The organism is Flexithrix dorotheae DSM 6795, from assembly GCF_000379765.1.
GTDB classification, from domain to species: domain Bacteria; phylum Bacteroidota; class Bacteroidia; order Cytophagales; family Flammeovirgaceae; genus Flexithrix; species Flexithrix dorotheae.
The window spans coordinates 308,004-325,645 of the sequence record NZ_KB903498.1 but is presented as its reverse complement, the minus strand read 5'-3'; the positions used below and the strand labels follow the sequence as shown (position 1 = coordinate 325,645).

General features: G+C 35.6%; 13 protein-coding genes. 8 read left to right on the top strand and 5 right to left on the bottom strand.

Annotated elements, in window-relative coordinates; all coding sequences use genetic code 11:
• Positions 1 to 356 precede the first annotated feature (356 nt).
• On the bottom strand, positions 357 to 1,451 hold the full coding sequence (locus A3EM_RS0137115) for a phosphotransferase enzyme family protein (RefSeq protein ID WP_026210821.1): 1,095 nt from the start codon (positions 1,449 to 1,451) through the stop codon (positions 357 to 359).
• A 332-nt stretch (positions 1,452 to 1,783) separates the two neighbouring features.
• Between A3EM_RS0137115 and A3EM_RS0137110 the strand changes: the two genes are divergently transcribed.
• The 4 genes from A3EM_RS0137110 to A3EM_RS0137095 all read left to right on the top strand — a co-directional run bounded on the left by A3EM_RS0137110 (position 1,784) and on the right by A3EM_RS0137095 (position 5,783).
• A complete protein-coding gene (locus tag A3EM_RS0137110) occupies positions 1,784 to 2,839 on the top strand; it encodes a substrate-binding domain-containing protein (RefSeq protein WP_020533319.1) in 1,056 nt (351 codons plus the stop codon).
• Positions 2,840 to 3,022: 183 nt separating this feature from the next.
• A complete protein-coding gene (locus tag A3EM_RS0137105; protein WP_020533318.1) occupies positions 3,023 to 3,835 on the top strand; it encodes a pentapeptide repeat-containing protein in 813 nt (270 codons plus the stop codon).
• 779 nt (positions 3,836 to 4,614) lie between these two features.
• The gene (locus A3EM_RS0137100; protein WP_020533317.1) at positions 4,615 to 5,313 is read left to right on the top strand and encodes a ParA family protein; all 699 of its coding nucleotides are present in this window, start codon (positions 4,615 to 4,617) and stop codon (positions 5,311 to 5,313) included.
• A gap of 20 nt (positions 5,314 to 5,333) precedes the next feature.
• The gene (locus tag A3EM_RS0137095) at positions 5,334 to 5,783 is read left to right on the top strand and encodes a hypothetical protein (RefSeq protein ID WP_020533316.1); all 450 of its coding nucleotides are present in this window, start codon (positions 5,334 to 5,336) and stop codon (positions 5,781 to 5,783) included.
• A gap of 77 nt (positions 5,784 to 5,860) precedes the next feature.
• Here A3EM_RS0137095 and A3EM_RS44860 read toward each other — a convergent pair whose 3' ends face one another.
• Positions 5,861 to 7,849 carry a beta-L-arabinofuranosidase domain-containing protein gene (locus tag A3EM_RS44860; RefSeq protein WP_020533315.1) on the bottom strand — a complete coding sequence of 663 codons (1,989 nt, stop codon included), beginning with the start codon at positions 7,847 to 7,849 and terminating at the stop codon, positions 5,861 to 5,863.
• A 1,261-nt stretch (positions 7,850 to 9,110) separates the two neighbouring features.
• On the opposite strand from A3EM_RS44860, the gene A3EM_RS0137080 reads away from it, so the two are divergent.
• The 3 genes from A3EM_RS0137080 to A3EM_RS46700 all read left to right on the top strand — a co-directional run bounded on the left by A3EM_RS0137080 (position 9,111) and on the right by A3EM_RS46700 (position 11,101).
• On the top strand, positions 9,111 to 9,311 hold the full coding sequence (locus A3EM_RS0137080; protein WP_020533313.1) for a hypothetical protein: 201 nt from the start codon (positions 9,111 to 9,113) through the stop codon (positions 9,309 to 9,311).
• Between the two features lie 146 nt (positions 9,312 to 9,457).
• Positions 9,458 to 10,357, top strand: coding sequence for a hypothetical protein (locus A3EM_RS0137075; protein WP_020533312.1), 900 nt, complete (start codon positions 9,458 to 9,460; stop codon positions 10,355 to 10,357).
• A gap of 87 nt (positions 10,358 to 10,444) precedes the next feature.
• The gene (locus A3EM_RS46700; protein WP_020533311.1) at positions 10,445 to 11,101 is read left to right on the top strand and encodes an antA/AntB antirepressor family protein; all 657 of its coding nucleotides are present in this window, start codon (positions 10,445 to 10,447) and stop codon (positions 11,099 to 11,101) included.
• A 24-nt stretch (positions 11,102 to 11,125) separates the two neighbouring features.
• Here the strand turns inward: A3EM_RS46700 and A3EM_RS0137065 are convergent, their stop codons facing one another.
• The 3 genes from A3EM_RS0137065 to A3EM_RS44845 form a co-directional block, all read right to left on the bottom strand.
• Positions 11,126 to 13,630, bottom strand: coding sequence for a DUF5686 and carboxypeptidase regulatory-like domain-containing protein (locus A3EM_RS0137065; protein ID WP_020533310.1), 2,505 nt, complete (start codon positions 13,628 to 13,630; stop codon positions 11,126 to 11,128).
• A 197-nt stretch (positions 13,631 to 13,827) separates the two neighbouring features.
• Positions 13,828 to 15,021: an Ig-like domain-containing domain gene (locus A3EM_RS46695; protein WP_020533308.1), complete on the bottom strand. Its 1,194-nt coding sequence runs from the start codon at positions 15,019 to 15,021 to the stop codon at positions 13,828 to 13,830.
• A 55-nt stretch (positions 15,022 to 15,076) separates the two neighbouring features.
• Positions 15,077 to 16,186 (bottom strand): hypothetical protein, encoded by a 1,110-nt coding sequence (locus tag A3EM_RS44845; protein WP_020533307.1) that lies wholly within the window; start codon positions 16,184 to 16,186, stop codon positions 15,077 to 15,079.
• Between the two features lie 260 nt (positions 16,187 to 16,446).
• Here A3EM_RS44845 and A3EM_RS0137045 point away from each other — a divergent pair, with 260 nt between their 5' ends.
• Complete coding sequence (locus A3EM_RS0137045; protein WP_044240939.1) at positions 16,447 to 17,625, top strand: alpha/beta hydrolase family protein; 1,179 nt, start codon at positions 16,447 to 16,449, stop codon at positions 17,623 to 17,625.
• The last annotated feature ends 17 nt before the right edge of the window (positions 17,626 to 17,642 follow it).

The following is a 17,642-nucleotide window of genomic DNA, read 5'->3' as shown; positions in this document are numbered from 1 at the left end:
TTGATCCTGAGTTTGAAGTTCAAAACCTGGGTTATTGTTAGTAATGGTTATTAATAATGTTCATATTGGCGAAAGGGGGCGAAATTCAGTAACTATCAAATTGGGTAATTTCAACAATCTAAACAGCCATTTTGATAAGTACCTTTCACAATATTTAAAAATACAAATGTTAAAAGCAAGAAATTTCTTTAAAAATGTGCACGAACACACTTTGATGTGCTGGAGCACGAATGGAAATAGATAGCTTTATATCAGGATTTAAGCTTATTGACTTAGAGAAGAATAAATTGTATTATTTAAAGATTCGCAAATAGTACAAGTCCAATTTAGGTAATTACACTCCATTTTGGCAAAATTTAATCCTCTAAGATCTCCTGAATTATGCGATGCATGGAATCATAATTTTCCTCAATTTTTTTAGTGAGCATCAATTGGGATTTGGCTCTTTGCAGGTTTTGACCTGGAAAGTTTGTTTTGTAATAAACATCTCCCATCAGATAATCTGTAAGGAAGCGAACACCCATAATAAAGGCCATAAAGGCACCTGAAAGGGGCAGGTATTGGATTTCAGTAGGAGTTAAAATCTGCTTTGTTTTTTCCAGATATCCCCTGGCAAAGGCTTCAAACATGGGCAAACTCACATTAATTTTGCTTAGGTCTGGCTCATCTTCCGGAGCAGTATTGGCGCAGGTCCTGATCGCATCACCAAAGTCATAATGCACAAAACCAGGCATCACCGTATCCAGATCAATTACACACAATCCATGATTATTTTGATCAAAAAGGACGTTATTGAGCTTAGTATCATTATGGGTAACCCTTTTGGGTAACAGATTCTTTTTATTCAATTCCTGAAAAGTTCCCATGATTTCTATCCGCTCCTTAATAAAATTAAGTTCTTGCTGAACCTCCCCTACCCTTCCTTCGGTATCTTTTTGTTCTGCATCAAACAAATTTTTAAACCTGAAATGGATATTATGGAAATCGGGAATTACCTCATAGAATAAATCAGGGGAGAGATCTGAAAGGTGTATCAAGAATTCGCCAAACATTTTGCCTCCCTCATAGGCAATTGTGGGCGAAGAAATGGTTTCAAATACTTTCGAATCTTCCACAAACTCAAACATTCGCCAAAAACCTCCTTCGCTATCCTGGAAATAAAACTTTTTTGAATTTGAAGGCACTAAAACAAGACTTTTTACCCCATTATTCTCCTTATTTCGCGAAAGTAAATGGTCCAATACCCTTTGCATGTTTTCCATCAATTGATTAACATGCTTAAAAACCTGATGGTTAATTTTTTGCAATAAATAGTCAGGGTAAGATGGATTGCTGTTTATTACCCTGAATGTTTCGTTGATATGTCCACCTCCATGTGGTTCAAAACTTTTACAATCTCCCTGAATTCTAAACTGTCTGATTATCTGCCTAACCTTCTCTTTATTTACCATTTGCATTGAGGATTATAAAAGAATCTCCCTCTCATCAGAAGAACTAATGTTTCAGGAATTTTCTATTTGTCTATGATTTATTCTATTTTCTCAAGAGTTTTGGAGTAGTAAAACTTACACCATACTTATTCTCAGGAAAACAAAAGTATTTTACAAACTTTAATTTTTTCGTGCTAAAAAACAAAAATACTTAATGATGTGCTCGAACACAAATCGAATGTGCACCTACACTTTCAATATTTATACTTTTCAATTTTTTGTGCTATTTTTGAAAAAACAGGTGGCTCAATTCATGGTTTATTGGTTTTGAGCAAAATGGTAAATATGAATTCATGAAGAAATATACCATTAATGATATTGCTCAAATGGCGGAGGTATCCCGCGGAACAGTGGACAGGGTGCTGCATGGTAGAGGAAAAGTTTCAGAAGATGCAGCCAAAAAAGTTAAGGCTGTTTTAAAAAAAATAAACTACCAGCCAAATATTATAGCCAGAACACTGAAGGCTAATAAGACTTATAAAATTGTGGCACTCCTGCCCGATTATAAAAAAGATATTTATTGGCATGAACCCACACTTGGAGTCAATGATGCTTTCAAAAATTTCCAGCATTTCGGCATTGTGGTCATAACCAAACAATTCGATCCCGATCAATCTTCCAGTTTTACCGATTTTACCAATGAAACCTTAAAGGAAAACCCGGATGCTATCCTGCTTTCTCCTTTTTTCTATAAAGAATCCATTACATTTTTGAAGGATTGTAAAAAGCTTAATATTCCTGTGGTCACCTTCAATACCCCTATTTCAGAAGTACGTGCCAAAACCTTTATTGGTCAGGATTTGGTGCAGACCGGCAAATTAGCCGCCAGGTTAATGCATCTTGAAAAGGAAGATACCGGGAAAATTATCATTATCAATGTGAATGAAAATGATGAAAACTCTCACCATATTGAAGAAAAATCGAAGGGATTTCACGCATTTTTCAATAAACTTGGTGCAAAAAAGCTGGAAATAATTACCTTAAATGTTGAACTCAGCAAAAGTTTTAAGTCAAGTCCTGAAATGTCTCTTCTGAAAAAGTTAAAAAATGATATAAAAGGAATTCTTTTTACGACTTCAAGAGCCTACCAGATTATTCCCTATTTACCTGATTTTCAACAAAAAGTATGTGTGATTGGTTATGACCTGCTGGAAGAAAATATTGCTTTGCTTAAGCAGGATAAAATTCAATTCCTAATCAACCAGCACCCTAAAAAACAGGCCTACATCGGCATTAATCTGCTTACAGATTACCTTGTTTTTAAGAAGGAAATTCCCGAAAATAAATTTCTTCCAATTGATATTGCCACTAAGGAAAACTTCATGTTTTATCAGGAAGATTATTTCTAAAAGAAAAAACTGCTAATTTTTTTCTAAAAAAAGCAACCTTCCAAAATTTCTTCAGTCTTTATTAAGGTACTATTTACAGTATTTTCTTCCAGCCAATAAGTCAAACATCCAAATTTCTATCCTTTATAAAAAAGCGATAAGAAGTTTTCATATTTTTCAATTTCAACACCAAAATTTTTTCCCATGAAAAACCCGATTTTAGTTGCACTTTTTAACCTGTATTTTATCTGTGCTTTAAGCGCTCAGAATAATATTACTCCAAATGTAATCCTTGATAAGGTCAATAGTAATGCAAGTCTTCATTTCCAAAATGTAGTTATTGATGGAGATTTGGATCTTACCAAACTAGACAATATGAAGATGGAAGATTCAGATAACAATTACAGGAGTTATTCAAGCTGGGTAAATCAAGAATTGGTCTTTAAAGATTGTGTGTTTAAAGGAGAAGTTATTGCCCATTATTACGATGAAAATTCCCATATCTCTTATGCCACACATTTTAAAGATAAAGTAGTTTTTGTCAACTGTACTTTTGAAAAAAGGGCCACCTTTAAACATTCAACCTTTAGCCAGGAAAGTATCTTTGAAAATAATACTTTTAAAAGAGACCTTGTCTTTAAACACTCAAGTTTTAAGAAAAATGCTTCTTTTAAATCCTGTGAATTTAAAAACGAAGCTGATTTTAAACATACGCAATTTCGAGCAGATGCAAGTTTTAAAGACGCTAGTTTTCTTGATGAAGCTAACTTTAAACATGTAACTTTCCCAAATTATCAGGATTTTAGTCAGGTCATTTTTAAGGGAGAAGCCGACTTTAAGCATGCCTCCTTCAAGAAAGGTGTTGATTTTTCAGGCACTAAATTTCTTGATGATTGTGATTTTAAGCATGCTTATTTTGGTTCACCCACTACCTTAGAAAACGTAGAATTTAATGGAACTTCAGATTTTAAGCATGCCAATATTGATCCTATTTCCAATCCCAAAAATTTTAAATAGTTCATTTATCTTCTAAATTTTAAAAAAGCCAATTGCAATATATTGCAATTGGCTTTTTTTATTTCCTTAAATTCCTCAATTTTCCTTTTTTTGTATTCTTGTTTTTCCTGGTTTTAAACTATTTTCGTGATCCTTTTTCACTAAAATTAGTTTTTTGAGGCATTTAAGAGGCGATATATTCTATATTCTATATTCTATATTCTATATTCTATATTCTATATTCTATATTCTATATTCTATATTCTATATTCTATATTCTATATTCTATATTCTATATTCTATATTCTATATTCTATATTCTATATTCTATATTCTATATTCTATATTCTATATTCTATATTAAATAAATTATTTATTATTTAATATGCTTTATATCTTATAAAAAATATTTCATATAATATACCACAATAATTAACATCCTATATTTTATCTATCATATTTTTATATTTTATAATCAAATTATGTATCATATTTTACAAACTAATCACAAACACACTGTAAACTGATAATCTATACACACCATATAAAATATATTTAACAAAATATCTACAGTTGATAATACACAAATCACATATCTTTAATTTATTATTTATCTGTTATTTTTATTTTATTTGTCTTTTATTTTTGAAATATTATTTACAAATTGCATATTAATTACTAACACTAAATAAAATATCAACCATAGACTTATGGGTTATCTGGTGTTGATAAAAGATCTGTAGTTTATTTTAAATCAATAATAACTAGATTATACACAATAAACAGTTTATAAATCATTGATGAAAGTATTAGCAATTGCAACCAGAAAAGGAGGAGTAGGTAAAAGTACCTGGACACAATATTGTGTGACTACACTTTTCCATATTTTATACAAAAAAGGAAAGAAAGTCGCCTTAATTGATTTTGATGACCAGCGCTCTCTTGCCAATAAACGGGCAAAAGAAATTAAAAGTAAACAGGTAGTAGAGGCTCTTTCCGAGATTTTCGAAGATTATGAGGAACGGTTGAAAAACCTTTACCCATTGTACACCTTCGGGTATCAGGAGTATCTTGAAAAGTATGACAAACTACAGCAGCATTTCGATTATATTTTCCTGGATTTCCCCGGTAGAATCGAAAAAGAACAAAAGGCTATTCTGGAGACAATTGATAAAGTAGCCATTCCAATTGTAGCAGATGAACTGGATATAGAATCCGGAGTTTCTTATATGAAAATGTGTGATACTTTAAACATAAAATGTGGCTGGTTTTTAAATAAAGAGGCCAACACCACTTTTAACAGACGGATTAAAGCTACTGCGCATGAAAATTATTTTCAGAAAGCCAATCCTAATATTGAGAAAATTCCAGGAAAAGAAAGCGAATTACTTTCTATAAGGGAAAGACCGGAAATGTACAGAAAAAACCGATCTACCATCATCCCTTTTGATGACCCTGAACAAAATGTTTATCACCTTATAAAATACCTGATTAATTAAAACTTAAACAATACTGAACGATGGCAAAGAAAAATCCCAATACTTTCAATGAAGACCTGGATATCATAATTAATGATCCATTTGCAGAAGATGAAAAAAGCAAAGCCGAAGAAAAACCAAAGGAGGCTAAAAAAGAGCTGGTAGAGGAAAAACCTGCTTCTAAATCAGAAAATGCTTCTGGCTCCGCAAAAAAATCCAGGAAAAAGAAAAGCGATAATTACAGTTTTGACACCCTGGTAAAAACCATCAACGAATTGGAGGAATCTGGTGCCCTCAAAGAGAAATTCTCAACCGTTCAAATCCCGGCCAAATATTTACAGCTAATCAGGGATATTTCCATTAAAACGGGTAAAACGTCTTCTTCAATTGCTACCTCAATAGTTCGGCTGATGTTTTTGGAGATGCAGGATGACATTAAAGAAATGTTGGAGGAAAAAGAAAGGGAAAGGAAAAATATGTTTGATCTTTAGGAAAGATTCAAAATATTATATAACCAAAAACTTGTTCAAAAAGGGAAGGGGAGGAGGAGGATTAATCTCCGACAATCCTAATTTTTCAATAATTTAAGCTGACGAAGGGTAAATCTTTTCTTAACATCCGGAAAAATGGTAACCCTCAAAGTAGTGGCGCCCATAGGTACAAGGGTAATATTTTCCTTTTCCAAAAGATCGTATTCTTGTGGCAAATCAGGGGTAAATTCACTTTCCAAATTCCATCCCCTTATTTTCCAGACAGGAATCCGTAATTTAACCGGAGAAGTTTCCAATAACCATGGATTTTCAGGCATTTTTTCTGTAATGACTGCTATTTTTTCAGTGTTTTCTAATTCAGGAGCATAGGCCCAGGTGCCATCGGGGTCTATCTCCAGAGAGGAAAATCCTTCCTTATACATTTTTTGAGATTCATCCTCATTGACACTATTTGGGATAGGATAGGAAAATAGCAGTGGTCCTCTTTCAAGGGCCACTCCATTTCCCTCCCAAAAGACAAGTTGAGTTTTCATGTCTAAGTTCAGTTGGAGGTGATCTCCATGCTTAAATTCTCTGGTAATTTGGAAAAAGGTTCCAGGAGTAATTTTTTCCTGAATCTTTTCCCCATTGATAGAAATGGAGGTTGTTGTACTCCATTCGGGAATCCTCAGGCTCAGGGAAAACACTTTCCCTTTTTTAGATTTACTAGTTACCTCAAAATTTATTTCTCCAGAAAAGGGATAATCTGTAATTTGATGGATGGTGAAAGCCTGGTTGGCCTCTCCAGTGTCATATTTAAAGGAGGATGGTCCATATAGTGCCACTGTTATGCCACCCTTTTTATCATTTAGCCACATTCTATTGACATAAGTTGGCAAAAACCTATTTATGTTTCCAGTACAACATTCAGTATCGTGATAAGGGCGGTAGGCCATTCTGGGCCGGGATTGCTGATACCATCCGGCTTTGGCATTCCAGGGACTTGAATTTTTATTGGCTAGAAATTGGTTTGGCCCCGAATAATATTGATGCTGTTTAAAATCCTTGGTAATGGCTCCCATGCCGGCATTGAAGCAGGCCTTTTCCATTTTATCTGCCCATTTAGCCTCTCCGGTGGCCATTAGAAAATACCCTGCACTCCAAATAAAATCAGAAATATCACAGGTTTCATGCACCTGATTACTGCGTTTCCCATTTAGCCTTTCCGAACTTCCAGGTACCTGATCAATTAACAAATGATATTTTTCAAGTTTTTCAAAGCCTTTGAGGGCTGCATCAAGATAAACCTGTTTTCCCGTATAGATGTGTAAAATAATTGGAATTTTAACAGACTCCAGATAGGTAACTCCGTGTTCATGGGGGATTTCTTCACTGCTTAAACCATATAAACTGACATCACCTGAATCAAGCAAATTAAATTCCCGATAAGCATTCTGAGCAATTTTAAGCAACTCGTCATCCTGAGTTAAACCATACAACCAACACATAGTTTCAATATTCATGATATTTCTACCTTCTGAATAATTATCAGCTGTTGCTTTGAAATGTTTCTGAAGTCCTGCTAAAATGGCCTTGTTTCCCGTTGCTGAATAAGCCGCCATAAAGGCCCTGAATAAGACCGCATGTGGCCATTTATTTTCCCCCCAATGGTTGGTTCCAAGTTCTCCTGTCGGCCTGGCATTTTCAAGTATATGGTGAATATAACCTTCTGCAGAATCTATTAAGGACTGATTATCCAATAAATAACCACATCTTAAGGCGCCATCAATCCAATAAGCAGTTTGCTCATACGCCCACCAGTTTTTAAAAGTAGGTGTTCCTTCGGGTAATTGTACCTGGCCTTTCCAGCCAACGGAATTATATGGATAGCCTGCTGCGTGAATATTTCCGGTTAAACCTTCCGCCTGTATTTTTAAAAAGGATTTTAACCAACCCTCAGGAGAAGTTCTGGTGATCGAAGTCTCACTAAAGTGCGCATAATTGTCTACACCATTTTTTAGGGATTGAGCATTTATTTCCCTGGTGAAAATCAGGAGGAGAAAAATTAAACAAAGCTTTAAATACATATATTAATTTACTTTAAATCAGGTAATTAAGGTGGGAAGTAAAGAAATTTTGAGGATGGGTACAAATCTTTTTTTATTTAATAAGGATGAAAAATAATCTGCTGCGCCAAAAGTGACACCCCTGCGCATAATTCATATCTTTACTTACATTTAAAAGGATGAAAATTTCCAAAAAAATTTTCGCCTTTTAAAAATTATATTAATTATATAATTTCTAAATATTATATAGATGTAACAAAGTACACTAATAATTGAAAATCAGCCTGTTATAAAATGATAGTGAGCCAAAGGTGACACATTTCGCGCAAAAGGTGTCACAAACTGCGCCATTGGTGACACAATCTGCGCATAAAGTGTCACCATTTTCGCCATTAGTGACACGGAAATTGGATAATTATACACCCATGAATGCGCCAAAGGTGACACCATTTTATTCCATTTCCATTCTGCTGCGCCAAAAGTGACACCGATGAAGAATACAATGGTATGATACTACGCCAAAGGTGACACACCAGGCATTAGATTTATACAAAAAGGAGTGAATCAAAATCCACAAAAATACTCATATCTGCGCCAAAATGAGGTTTTAAGGAGAATAACAAGCGCGCCAAAGGTGACACTTAAGGCTTGGGAAACACTCTCCTTTGCGCCAAAAGTGACACACTGAAAGCAAAAGCAAAATGAAAAAAACTGTAAAGGAAATCTGGAGAATTCAGGGCGAATTTGTAGTCAAAATTTGATCGAATCCATTAAAAAACTATAGATCAGGTAGACAAAAAGGAGAATTTGGAAGATATTAAAACCTTTTTGCGCCAAAGGTGACACCAGATATATTCCAATATTCAGTTTTTGCGCCAAAAGTGACACTTAAATAAATTCAGGAAATTGCGCCAAAGGTGACACGGATGTAAAAAAACACCTCCCTTGCGCCAAAAGTGACACCAGGGAATGCATAAAAGGCTTACATAATGCGCCAAAGGTGACACAAAAAGTAAAAAAAGAGCATCTATAAACAATGCGCCAAAAGTGACACCAGAGCAAATGAGGATGGTTTTGTAAGTTAAATGGGAAGGAAAATTGGGAATTTCTGCGCCAAAGGTGACACAGATAGGAAAATTATTAAAAAATAAAATCAGGCTTTACCCAAAAGTAGGAAGGAAAAACGCGCCAAAGGTGACACAGCCATAAAAATTTGTATTTTGAGAATTAGCAGAAGCAGTCGAAATGATTATATTTGATCATACTGTTACAAAAAATAATCATGCGAGTAAACAAAGAAATAGCAAGCAATTTTGTAGTTCTTCAACGAGAATTACCCAAAATCTTGAAATCCTATGGATTGACTGCCGCATATATTGCCAGGAAAATTGAAATGCCTCATGCTACATTTTACAGAAAAATGAGAAATCTGGCTTTTTCAGGACTGGAAATGGAAAAGATTTGTGAGGAAATCAACAGATAAATGATAAACCATATTAGCAGAAAAAAACAACTAGATTATTAGGAATAAAGTGGAAAGGAGTGGGAGTTAGATAGGAATTAAATGATTGATTACCAATTACATTAAATTTTCATTGCACCAATAGTGATACACTATAAAACTTTTTTATGCAAACGATCATAAATTACTCTTCGAAATTACTGAAGATAGAATTACAGCAGGTTAACAAGCAACTCAATATCTTTTCAAAAGACATCATTGAAAAGGCTAATATGGCTATTGATAAAGCTTTGAATCTTCAGAAAAACGGAGAGAATTATTATATCTATTTTCCCACAGAGATCGAGAAAAAAATTCCAAGACAATTGCTGAGGCAAATTTCCAAGGAGATAACGGCCAATGAAGTAAGGGTTTTAACGGCCATCGTGATTTTGGCCCAGTTTGCCAAAGCCAAAGGAGAGTATAAATACCTGAGGGAAATTGACAAGGCATATTTTGAGATCGTATTGTCCGATGTTTACAAGGTAATGGGTCTGGAGAAACTTGACAAAGGGAAAAAAAGAATGCTGGTGAAAGACGCTTTGTTTGCCCTTAACCAGAAAAAGTACTTTGTGGGGAACAGTGGGAATGATATAAAAATTACCCAACTGGTAGAAGTCCATAAAATCAACAAAAACAATCCGGATAAACTGAAAATAATTGTAGAAGGAAGCTTTTTTGATTTTAATCCTTCCATGAAAAACAGTTATTTCAATATCCCGGTTGACTTAAATAAACTATTGCGCTCAGTTTCCAGAGGCAGACCAAATGCGGGAATTGAATTGTTCATTAAATGTCTGTATCAGGCGAAACATTGTTCAACCACCGGTTCAGTGGAATATAGCTATGATAAGCTATTTGATATCATGAAACTGGAAAAACTGGTGAAAAACAGACATAAGGATAGAATTCCCAGAACAATTCAGAATGCTTTTGAAACAGCCAAGAAGATTGGATTGGTGGAAGAAGTGAAAGAAGAAAAGAGCAGGTTCGGAGGGGTAAAATATGTGATTGAATTTTGTGACTAATGTTCCAGTTTGAATTTTTTTTCTTGCTTCGATCCGTAACCTAAAGTAGTATTAGAGAAATTCCTTTCGTAAAATTTGCAACAAGAAATGGAACTGATTAGAATTTATAAAGGGAAGCTTGTTTCGGCTAAGGATTTATATGAATTCCTGGAGATCAAAACAGAATATAGCCATTGGATAAAAAGAACTCTTATAAGCCGGTTCAATGAAGGAGAAGACTTTACGTCATTTTTGACGAAAAGTACCGGAGGCCGTCCCAGTAAGGAATATTTACTGAAACTGGATACAGCCAAAAAACTGGCAATGATGGCGAAAACCGAAAAGGGAGATCAGGCCAGAGCCTATTTTATAGAGTGTGAGAAAACCTTGGAAGCGTTGGTTAATAACAAGCGTCTGGAGGTTTTTATGAAACTGGAAGCCACCAAAGGCAGACTCCTGCAAAATATCCAGAATATTGGAGGGACGGAAGCAGACTATATTCAGATCGATTACAAAGGTTGCAAAGTATTTTTCAATAGTGAACCCCTCCCGGACGAAGAACTTCCCTTAATTCTGCTAAAAGGGCGTGATTTTGCTACGGAAATGACCAATGAGCAGTTTAAAGATGAAGATTTGGGTTTGGAGGATGTGGAAAGGCTCAACACCCGGCATCACCAAAAGGTAAGGGAAATGCTAATTGAAAATGTGAGGAAAGCTCCTGAAAGTTTTAAACCGGAGGAAAATATTAAGAAATTGAAAGAGTAGGGGAGAGGAATATAAATGCTATTGTCAATAATTCCATTCTTTTTTCCAGGTATCGATTATATCGAATGAAATTTTAAAACTGGAATCAGGTTTCCTTTTATTGGAATCCGCTACAACACCATAAACCCCTAATCTCAGCCTTCTTCTTGCGCCTATCTTAAAAATCCTTTCCAAACCGGTGAAAGCTTCCTGATAATGGTAATTTCCATCTTTTACCCATATGGCACCGGCTCCGGCAACTACCCTTATTTTAAGTTTTTTAATTAAGGGCAAATTATTAATAAGTGCGCCATTAAAATGATGAATATAATGGATTTCATAAAATAAATCTTCAGCCACCAGGGAAGTATCTAATTGCTGAAAAGAATGCAGGGGATTAGAGTATAGGAGGGGATCCGATTCTCTAAATCTTCTTACATCCATGAATCTTAAATCTTTTTTATTTATAAACTTTCCTGTTTGGAAAGTATAATTAGAATTACCCAGCATTCCAAGGATCAGGTTTTGGTTGATAGAAAATTCTACATAGTCAAAATCAATATCGCTGCTGAATACCTCATTCCATCCTTTTTTATAAAACAGACTGAAGGTAGGAAATTCACTGCCCAGCACCACTTTCTGGGTAGGTTCGGTCATATACCTTTGGGCGGGGGTAAAAGAAAACCTTAACCCGGTTATAAAAGCCTGGTAGGGCTCAAACTCCACAGGCTCAGTTTCCTCAATAACTTCATTAAGAATTGACCTGGTGTTGTAATTTTCAAGGGATTGCCGATTGTGATAACTGCCTGAAATTCTCATATACAATCCATTTAACAATTCCATTTTTTGCCCTAAATGCAGGAAATCATGCAAAATGTAATTGGAAACACTCAGTTGGTTCAGATAGGCATCATAAGCATTGATAGAGGCAAAAGAACGACCCACAGAGAAATCTATAGAAGCCAATTTGAAAGGATCATACCTATACCAGCCTCTAAAATTTCCCTGAACATCCATATTTCGGAGGCCAATGTTAAGCGTCTGATTTAAGGCCAGTAATTTGCCATTTTTATAGCGTTTGAAATACGCAATATAAGGGCCCAAACGCAAGCCTCCCACTACCTCAAAATTGATGAGTTCGATTAAAGAGTTCACATAAATATCCCGTTTTTCAGCCATATTTCGAAATCCAACACCATGCAAAAAAATTTCTCCAAGGGTAATCTCATTATATTTGGCCTGAATTGAATCCAGATAAGGCTTGCTGTTGTGCACTTTTTCCACACTATCCCGGTAAGAAACAGCCTTGTGTTGTAATTCGGTTAACTTTTCCGGTCGGGAAGCTTCCCAAAAAGTGGAATCCTGCTCAAGAGCGGTTTTAGTAGTAATAGAAACTTCATTGTTAAAAAACTTTGGCGGGAACTGAAAATCCTTTTGAAAATTGGAATGGCGAATGATTGTATTTCCCTTAAAGGTTTTAGCTTTTCCCTGTTTGGATTCATAGAAAAATTCCTGTCGGTAGGGAATCCAGGTAGTGCTATCCAATTTTTCGTAATCCTGTTTCAGTCGGAAAGCATCATAAAATTTCAAGCCCCCTTTATTCAAATTAAAATCCAGTCGATTAATGTTCCACAATTGGTCATTGATGTAGATATAACCACTACAAGTGGAATTTCCCGATTTTCTGGGAATCACCTTTATTTTATAAACCACCACTCCATTTTCATGGAGAATGTCTTCCAGTTTGTATTTATAGGATAAAATTGCTGTCCTGCTTAAGGGAGAAATTACAGGAGTTTCAGCTATTCCTTTGAGCTCCACCAGGTTTTGGTAAAAATTAAAATCCGTTTCGCTGTAGTGGGGAATAAAAAGCCCGGATTTATTCCCATAAGCTTTATAGCCATTTCGGATTTCCTTGAATTTATCTGGATACTGATAGTTCAATTCCATTTGAATTTCCACCATATTCAGGTTTACAACATCCCTCATCTGTTTTTGTCTTTCCACCTCAAAAGGATCGGTTGGTTCATCACTTCCCCCTTCATCAAATTCAATTATTGATGACTTCTCCTTCTTTTTTTGTTTTTCCTTAATATCCAATTCTTCAGTGGCTTTTAAATAAACCTGACTTTTGAAGCTTTGAATACTGGCAAAATATTTCTTTTTGTTATCAATAGCAGACTGAATGATTTCATAGGCAGGGTCTTTCCTTTTGGACTTTATGATAATTTCGTCCAATTCCTGACTGGAGGTTTTCAGCCAGACATCTTCGGTGGTAATGCCATCTCCAATAATGATTTGAATTGTCTGGCTCTCATAGCCCACCGAAGAAAAAACCACATCATAAGTACCCGGAAGAGTAGTAAAAAAGTAGTTTCCCTCAAAGTTGGTGGTTGTTCCGGTACCCAGTTGCTTAAAAAAGATATTCACAAAGGGTAGAGGCTCATGCTTTTCATCTCGTACAATTCCTTTTACGCTCTGCCCTTGGGCCTGATAAAAGATATTGCAGAAAACTATGATTAGGAATAACCTAAAAAGCATCTTATCCATTGATTTTGGGTAGGATTAGTAAATACTGTAGGGAGTAATATTGGCGGATAAAAAATTTGCCTATTGCTGGTTTATTAATTTATAAACAATTTTTTATCCAAAATCCAGAAAAACTTAAATGTAAAATAAATTCTTTACCAGATAATGATAAAATTTTCGGAAAGGTTGTATTTGGGATAAAATGAAAAGAGCATTTTCTAAAATGCAGGGATTTCGAATTCCAATGTCAAAAAGTCCTTTGTTTTAAAAGAAGGAGTAGTTGAGAATTGCGTGGTTTCTGCATCAAAAAGGCGTTGAAGACTATTTCCTGCCAGGTCCTCAAGTTTCGTATTAATGCTAATCTGGTACTTTCCACTTATCCAATTTTCTGAAGGGGTAAAAGTCCAGCTTTTTTCTTCTTTGCCAATTGTAACACTTCCCTGTTTGACCATATTATTTTCATCAAAAACCTCAATCATTCTACTGGTAAGCGCCTGGTCCATGGCTTCGTTAAAAAATATGGAAAGTGGTTGGGTGGAATTGGGTTCAGGGTAAGTGATTTCCCAATTTTCAGGTTTGGGGGAAGATCTGTCAGCCTTTCCAACTACAAAGGTTTTTTCAAATGATTGATGTAACCGATTTCCTTGAATATCCTTAAAGGCAGTGGATATTTGTAAGGTATATTTCTCCCCAACTCTTAATGGGACACCATATTGAAGATTGGGACTTAAATCCCTTTTAATTCTTCCCGGATCGAACCAGATAGTAAGTCGCTTGCCGGAAGGGTCCCATAGTTCGGGATCGAGATGGAGAAAAGCATTTTCTTCCGGCTCACCTTTCTGATTGTAAAGTTTAATGTGTTCCAATGAGTGTCCGGTTAACATTTTCTTTGAGAAATGAATATAAATCCGGAGCTGATTTTGGGGAATTACATCGAGGGAAGGATAAACCTGAGTAACTTCAGGAGGTTGATTGTCTAGTGTATTTTCAACCATGAAAACAAAACTAATTAAATTTTCATTGAAATCATTAACTGGGGAATTGATGATATTTTTAAACTTTCCAGCATAGAAGCAGGCATAATAACTTTTACGGAGGAGATAGGGATACCTGGGCGTGAAGCATATGGCATCATTTTCCAAAACATATTTCCCTGCTACCGGGGGAAGATTTTCGGTTTTTTCCGGTGCATTTTTGCCAAAGTAAACTGGAAAAAATTCCTGGAATCGGGAAAATTCAGGATCTGTCATCTTTAGCTTCTGTAAGTCTTCTTTTTCCAGGCCGGATAAGATTAGTTTGTGGGTTCCGGAGATTGAATCAAAAGAAAAATTGAATTCCGGAGCAACCTGTGCAAAGGTGAATTGGAAGGAAGTGAAGCAAATAAGAATAAATCCTGAAAGGTTTTTCATCATCAAAAGAAAAGCAAATAGCTCCTTGCTAAACAAAGAGCTATTTTCAAATTATTTTTTATAGTCTTTTCTTGCTAATAGGTTTTAGGTTTAATGAACCATCATCTACGGATCGCTGAATGACTAACACGTTGTTTTCATCAAAATTATCCAGTTGTTGAATACCAATTTGTGCTATAGAAAGGAATTTTACCCCATCGGTGTCACTTGACGGCACTTTCTGGTCAAGGCTTTTTTCAAATGAAGCAATATCATTAGGATCAATTTTCATCAAAGTTCTGTTGGAATTGGCAATTAAAATAAAAGGCTTGCCATCCTTTTCATAACTGATGATATCAAGCGGAGTATTTCTGTTGCCCAATTCGGCTACAGTTTTTCCCATCAGTTTTTTTCCTCCTTCCAGTTTATTTACCGGAAAAGTAACCAAAGGGGTACAGGTGTAGCTGGCCAGTATCTGAGGTTCATCGCCAAAAGAATAGGGTAGGAAAGTTTTAATTGGCGATTGGGTTTCGTATTTTCCGTGAGCTGCATGGTAAATTTCCAAATTGGTCAGGGTTTGCTTTTCGGTAAATGGAAAAGGAATGGTCCAGAAAGTAGACGCAAATTCTTCGTTTGACAATCCCGCTATAAATAGTTTTTCATCGGAAAATGCTAAATCTGAAATGGCCCAGGTTCTCAGCTTTCTTCCTCTGGATTCTGCTGTTTCGCTAATGGGATTTTCCAAATCTATTTTTGAATGATATACATTATCCAGTGTGACTTCACTTAAATTTCCCTGAGAATCTACCTTAATGATGACAGGAGATTCCATCCGGATAACCGATAAATACACATTTTTGGAAATGGGATTAACGGCCATATCTTTTATGGAAATTCCTTCAAGATCACTTCCTAAATAGCTGGCTATTTTTTTATCAATATCAGCCACTTCAAAAGATTCAAATGCAGAAATAGGACTATTGTCTTTAGTATCCAGGGCATAAACAGCTGCATTCATAGGATCTCCCAGGAATAAAATTCCCTGAGGACCAAAAGCCAAAGCACTAACAGATTTTAGTTGAATTTCACCCATTACAAAATTTTTTGTGTAATTCGGGTTGGTGTTATTGGCCAATAAAAAGTTTCCTGTAATCAGGAGGAAAAGGAGGGTTTTCAATACAAATTTCATAGGTACAGGTGGTTTAGGCAAAAAAAATGGAATTTAGATGATAAATGAATTTACTCATTAATTCTAAAGAAAACTTGAAGTCGACTAAATGTTTAGGCTGAAAACTGAATAATTTCCTATATTGAGCCTATGAAGTTGCCTAAAGTTATGCCTTTATGTGATATATGGTCCATTTTGCTTTCCATTCTCATTCATCAAATGAAACTTTAAGCAACTTCAATTAATGAATTTTGGAAACTGAATTGGAAATAAAAATTAAAATGAAATTACTTCGAACTGTTTTCTTGGTCCTACTTACCACAACTACCTATAGTTTTGCTCAAACTAATTCCTCAGACATGTTGTGCCAGGGCAATTATTATGAAGAAGCAGAAGCAGCAAAAATCCTGAAGGAATTAATGGGCACCATCAAAACTCAGGAAGATTGGGAGAAAAGAGCAAAAATTATCCGCCAGGGGATTCTGGATGGGGTAGGGTTGCAAAAGGTGAGATATCAGGGGGATTTAAAAACAATCAGACACAGTTGGAGAAAACAAAAAGGTTATTCTGTAGAAAATGTAGCATTTGAAAGTTTGCCGGGTGTTTATGTGACGGGTGCATTATATAAACCATTAAAAATAAAGGGAAAAATTCCGGTTATTCTCTCCACACATGGGCATTGGTCGAAAGAGGAGGATTACGGGCGGTTTAGAAAGGATGCCCAAACCAGATTTGCCAATTTTGCCAAAATGGGAGCAATAGTGCTGGCCATTGATATGGTGGGTTATGGTGAAACAAGGGAATTTGGCTGGGAACACAAACACAAGGAAGCATTAAAACTACAAATCTGGAATTGTGTGAGAGCAGTTGATTTTTTGTTGAAAGAGGAATTTGCCGATCCCACCAGAGTGGCTGTTACCGGGGCATCAGGAGGGGGAACACAAACCATTTTGCTGGCGGCACTGGATGAAAGAATTACTGTTTCGGTACCCACAGTAATGGTTTCCGCCCATTTTTTTGGTGGCTGTGTCTGTGAGAGTGGAATGCCTATTCATAAAAGCAAAAATCACCAGACCAACAATGTGGAAATTGCGGCAACTTTTGCTCCAAAACCCCAACTTCTAATTTCAGATGGAGATGACTGGACCAAAAATAATCCGGAGGTAGAGTATCCTTTTATGCAATATATTTACGGATTGTATGGCCAAAAGAATATGGTTGAAAATGTGCATTTGCCGGAGGAAAAACACGATTATGGCTGGTCCAAAAGACAGGCCGCTTACAAATTCCTGGCAAAGCATCTTGACCTGAACCTTAGCAAATTGACTTTAAGGGATGGAAATATCCAAGAAAAGGATATTTTAATTGAGTCAAAAGAAAAGCTTAGAATTTTTGATGAGAATCATCCTTTTCCCGAATCGGCAATAAAAACCAATGAAGAAATTGATTGGAAGTTGTAGAAATTAGAAATGTCGGG

Coding starts and splice junctions, on each gene's coding strand:
- A3EM_RS0137115 (WP_026210821.1), bottom strand. CDS start 1,451: ATGGTAAATAAAGAGAAGGTTAGGCAGATAATCAGACAGTTTAGAATT.
- A3EM_RS46700 (WP_020533311.1), top strand. CDS start 10,445: ATGGAACTGATTAGAATTTATAAAGGGAAGCTTGTTTCGGCTAAGGAT.
- A3EM_RS0137105 (WP_020533318.1), top strand. CDS start 3,023: ATGAAAAACCCGATTTTAGTTGCACTTTTTAACCTGTATTTTATCTGT.
- A3EM_RS44845 (WP_020533307.1), bottom strand. CDS start 16,186: ATGAAATTTGTATTGAAAACCCTCCTTTTCCTCCTGATTACAGGAAAC.
- A3EM_RS0137075 (WP_020533312.1), top strand. CDS start 9,458: ATGCAAACGATCATAAATTACTCTTCGAAATTACTGAAGATAGAATTA.
- A3EM_RS0137065 (WP_020533310.1), bottom strand. CDS start 13,630: ATGGATAAGATGCTTTTTAGGTTATTCCTAATCATAGTTTTCTGCAAT.
- A3EM_RS0137100 (WP_020533317.1), top strand. CDS start 4,615: ATGAAAGTATTAGCAATTGCAACCAGAAAAGGAGGAGTAGGTAAAAGT.
- A3EM_RS0137045 (WP_044240939.1), top strand. CDS start 16,447: ATGAAATTACTTCGAACTGTTTTCTTGGTCCTACTTACCACAACTACC.
- A3EM_RS0137110 (WP_020533319.1), top strand. CDS start 1,784: ATGAAGAAATATACCATTAATGATATTGCTCAAATGGCGGAGGTATCC.
- A3EM_RS0137080 (WP_020533313.1), top strand. CDS start 9,111: ATGCGAGTAAACAAAGAAATAGCAAGCAATTTTGTAGTTCTTCAACGA.
- A3EM_RS44860 (WP_020533315.1), bottom strand. CDS start 7,849: ATGTATTTAAAGCTTTGTTTAATTTTTCTCCTCCTGATTTTCACCAGG.
- A3EM_RS0137095 (WP_020533316.1), top strand. CDS start 5,334: ATGGCAAAGAAAAATCCCAATACTTTCAATGAAGACCTGGATATCATA.
- A3EM_RS46695 (WP_020533308.1), bottom strand. CDS start 15,021: ATGATGAAAAACCTTTCAGGATTTATTCTTATTTGCTTCACTTCCTTC.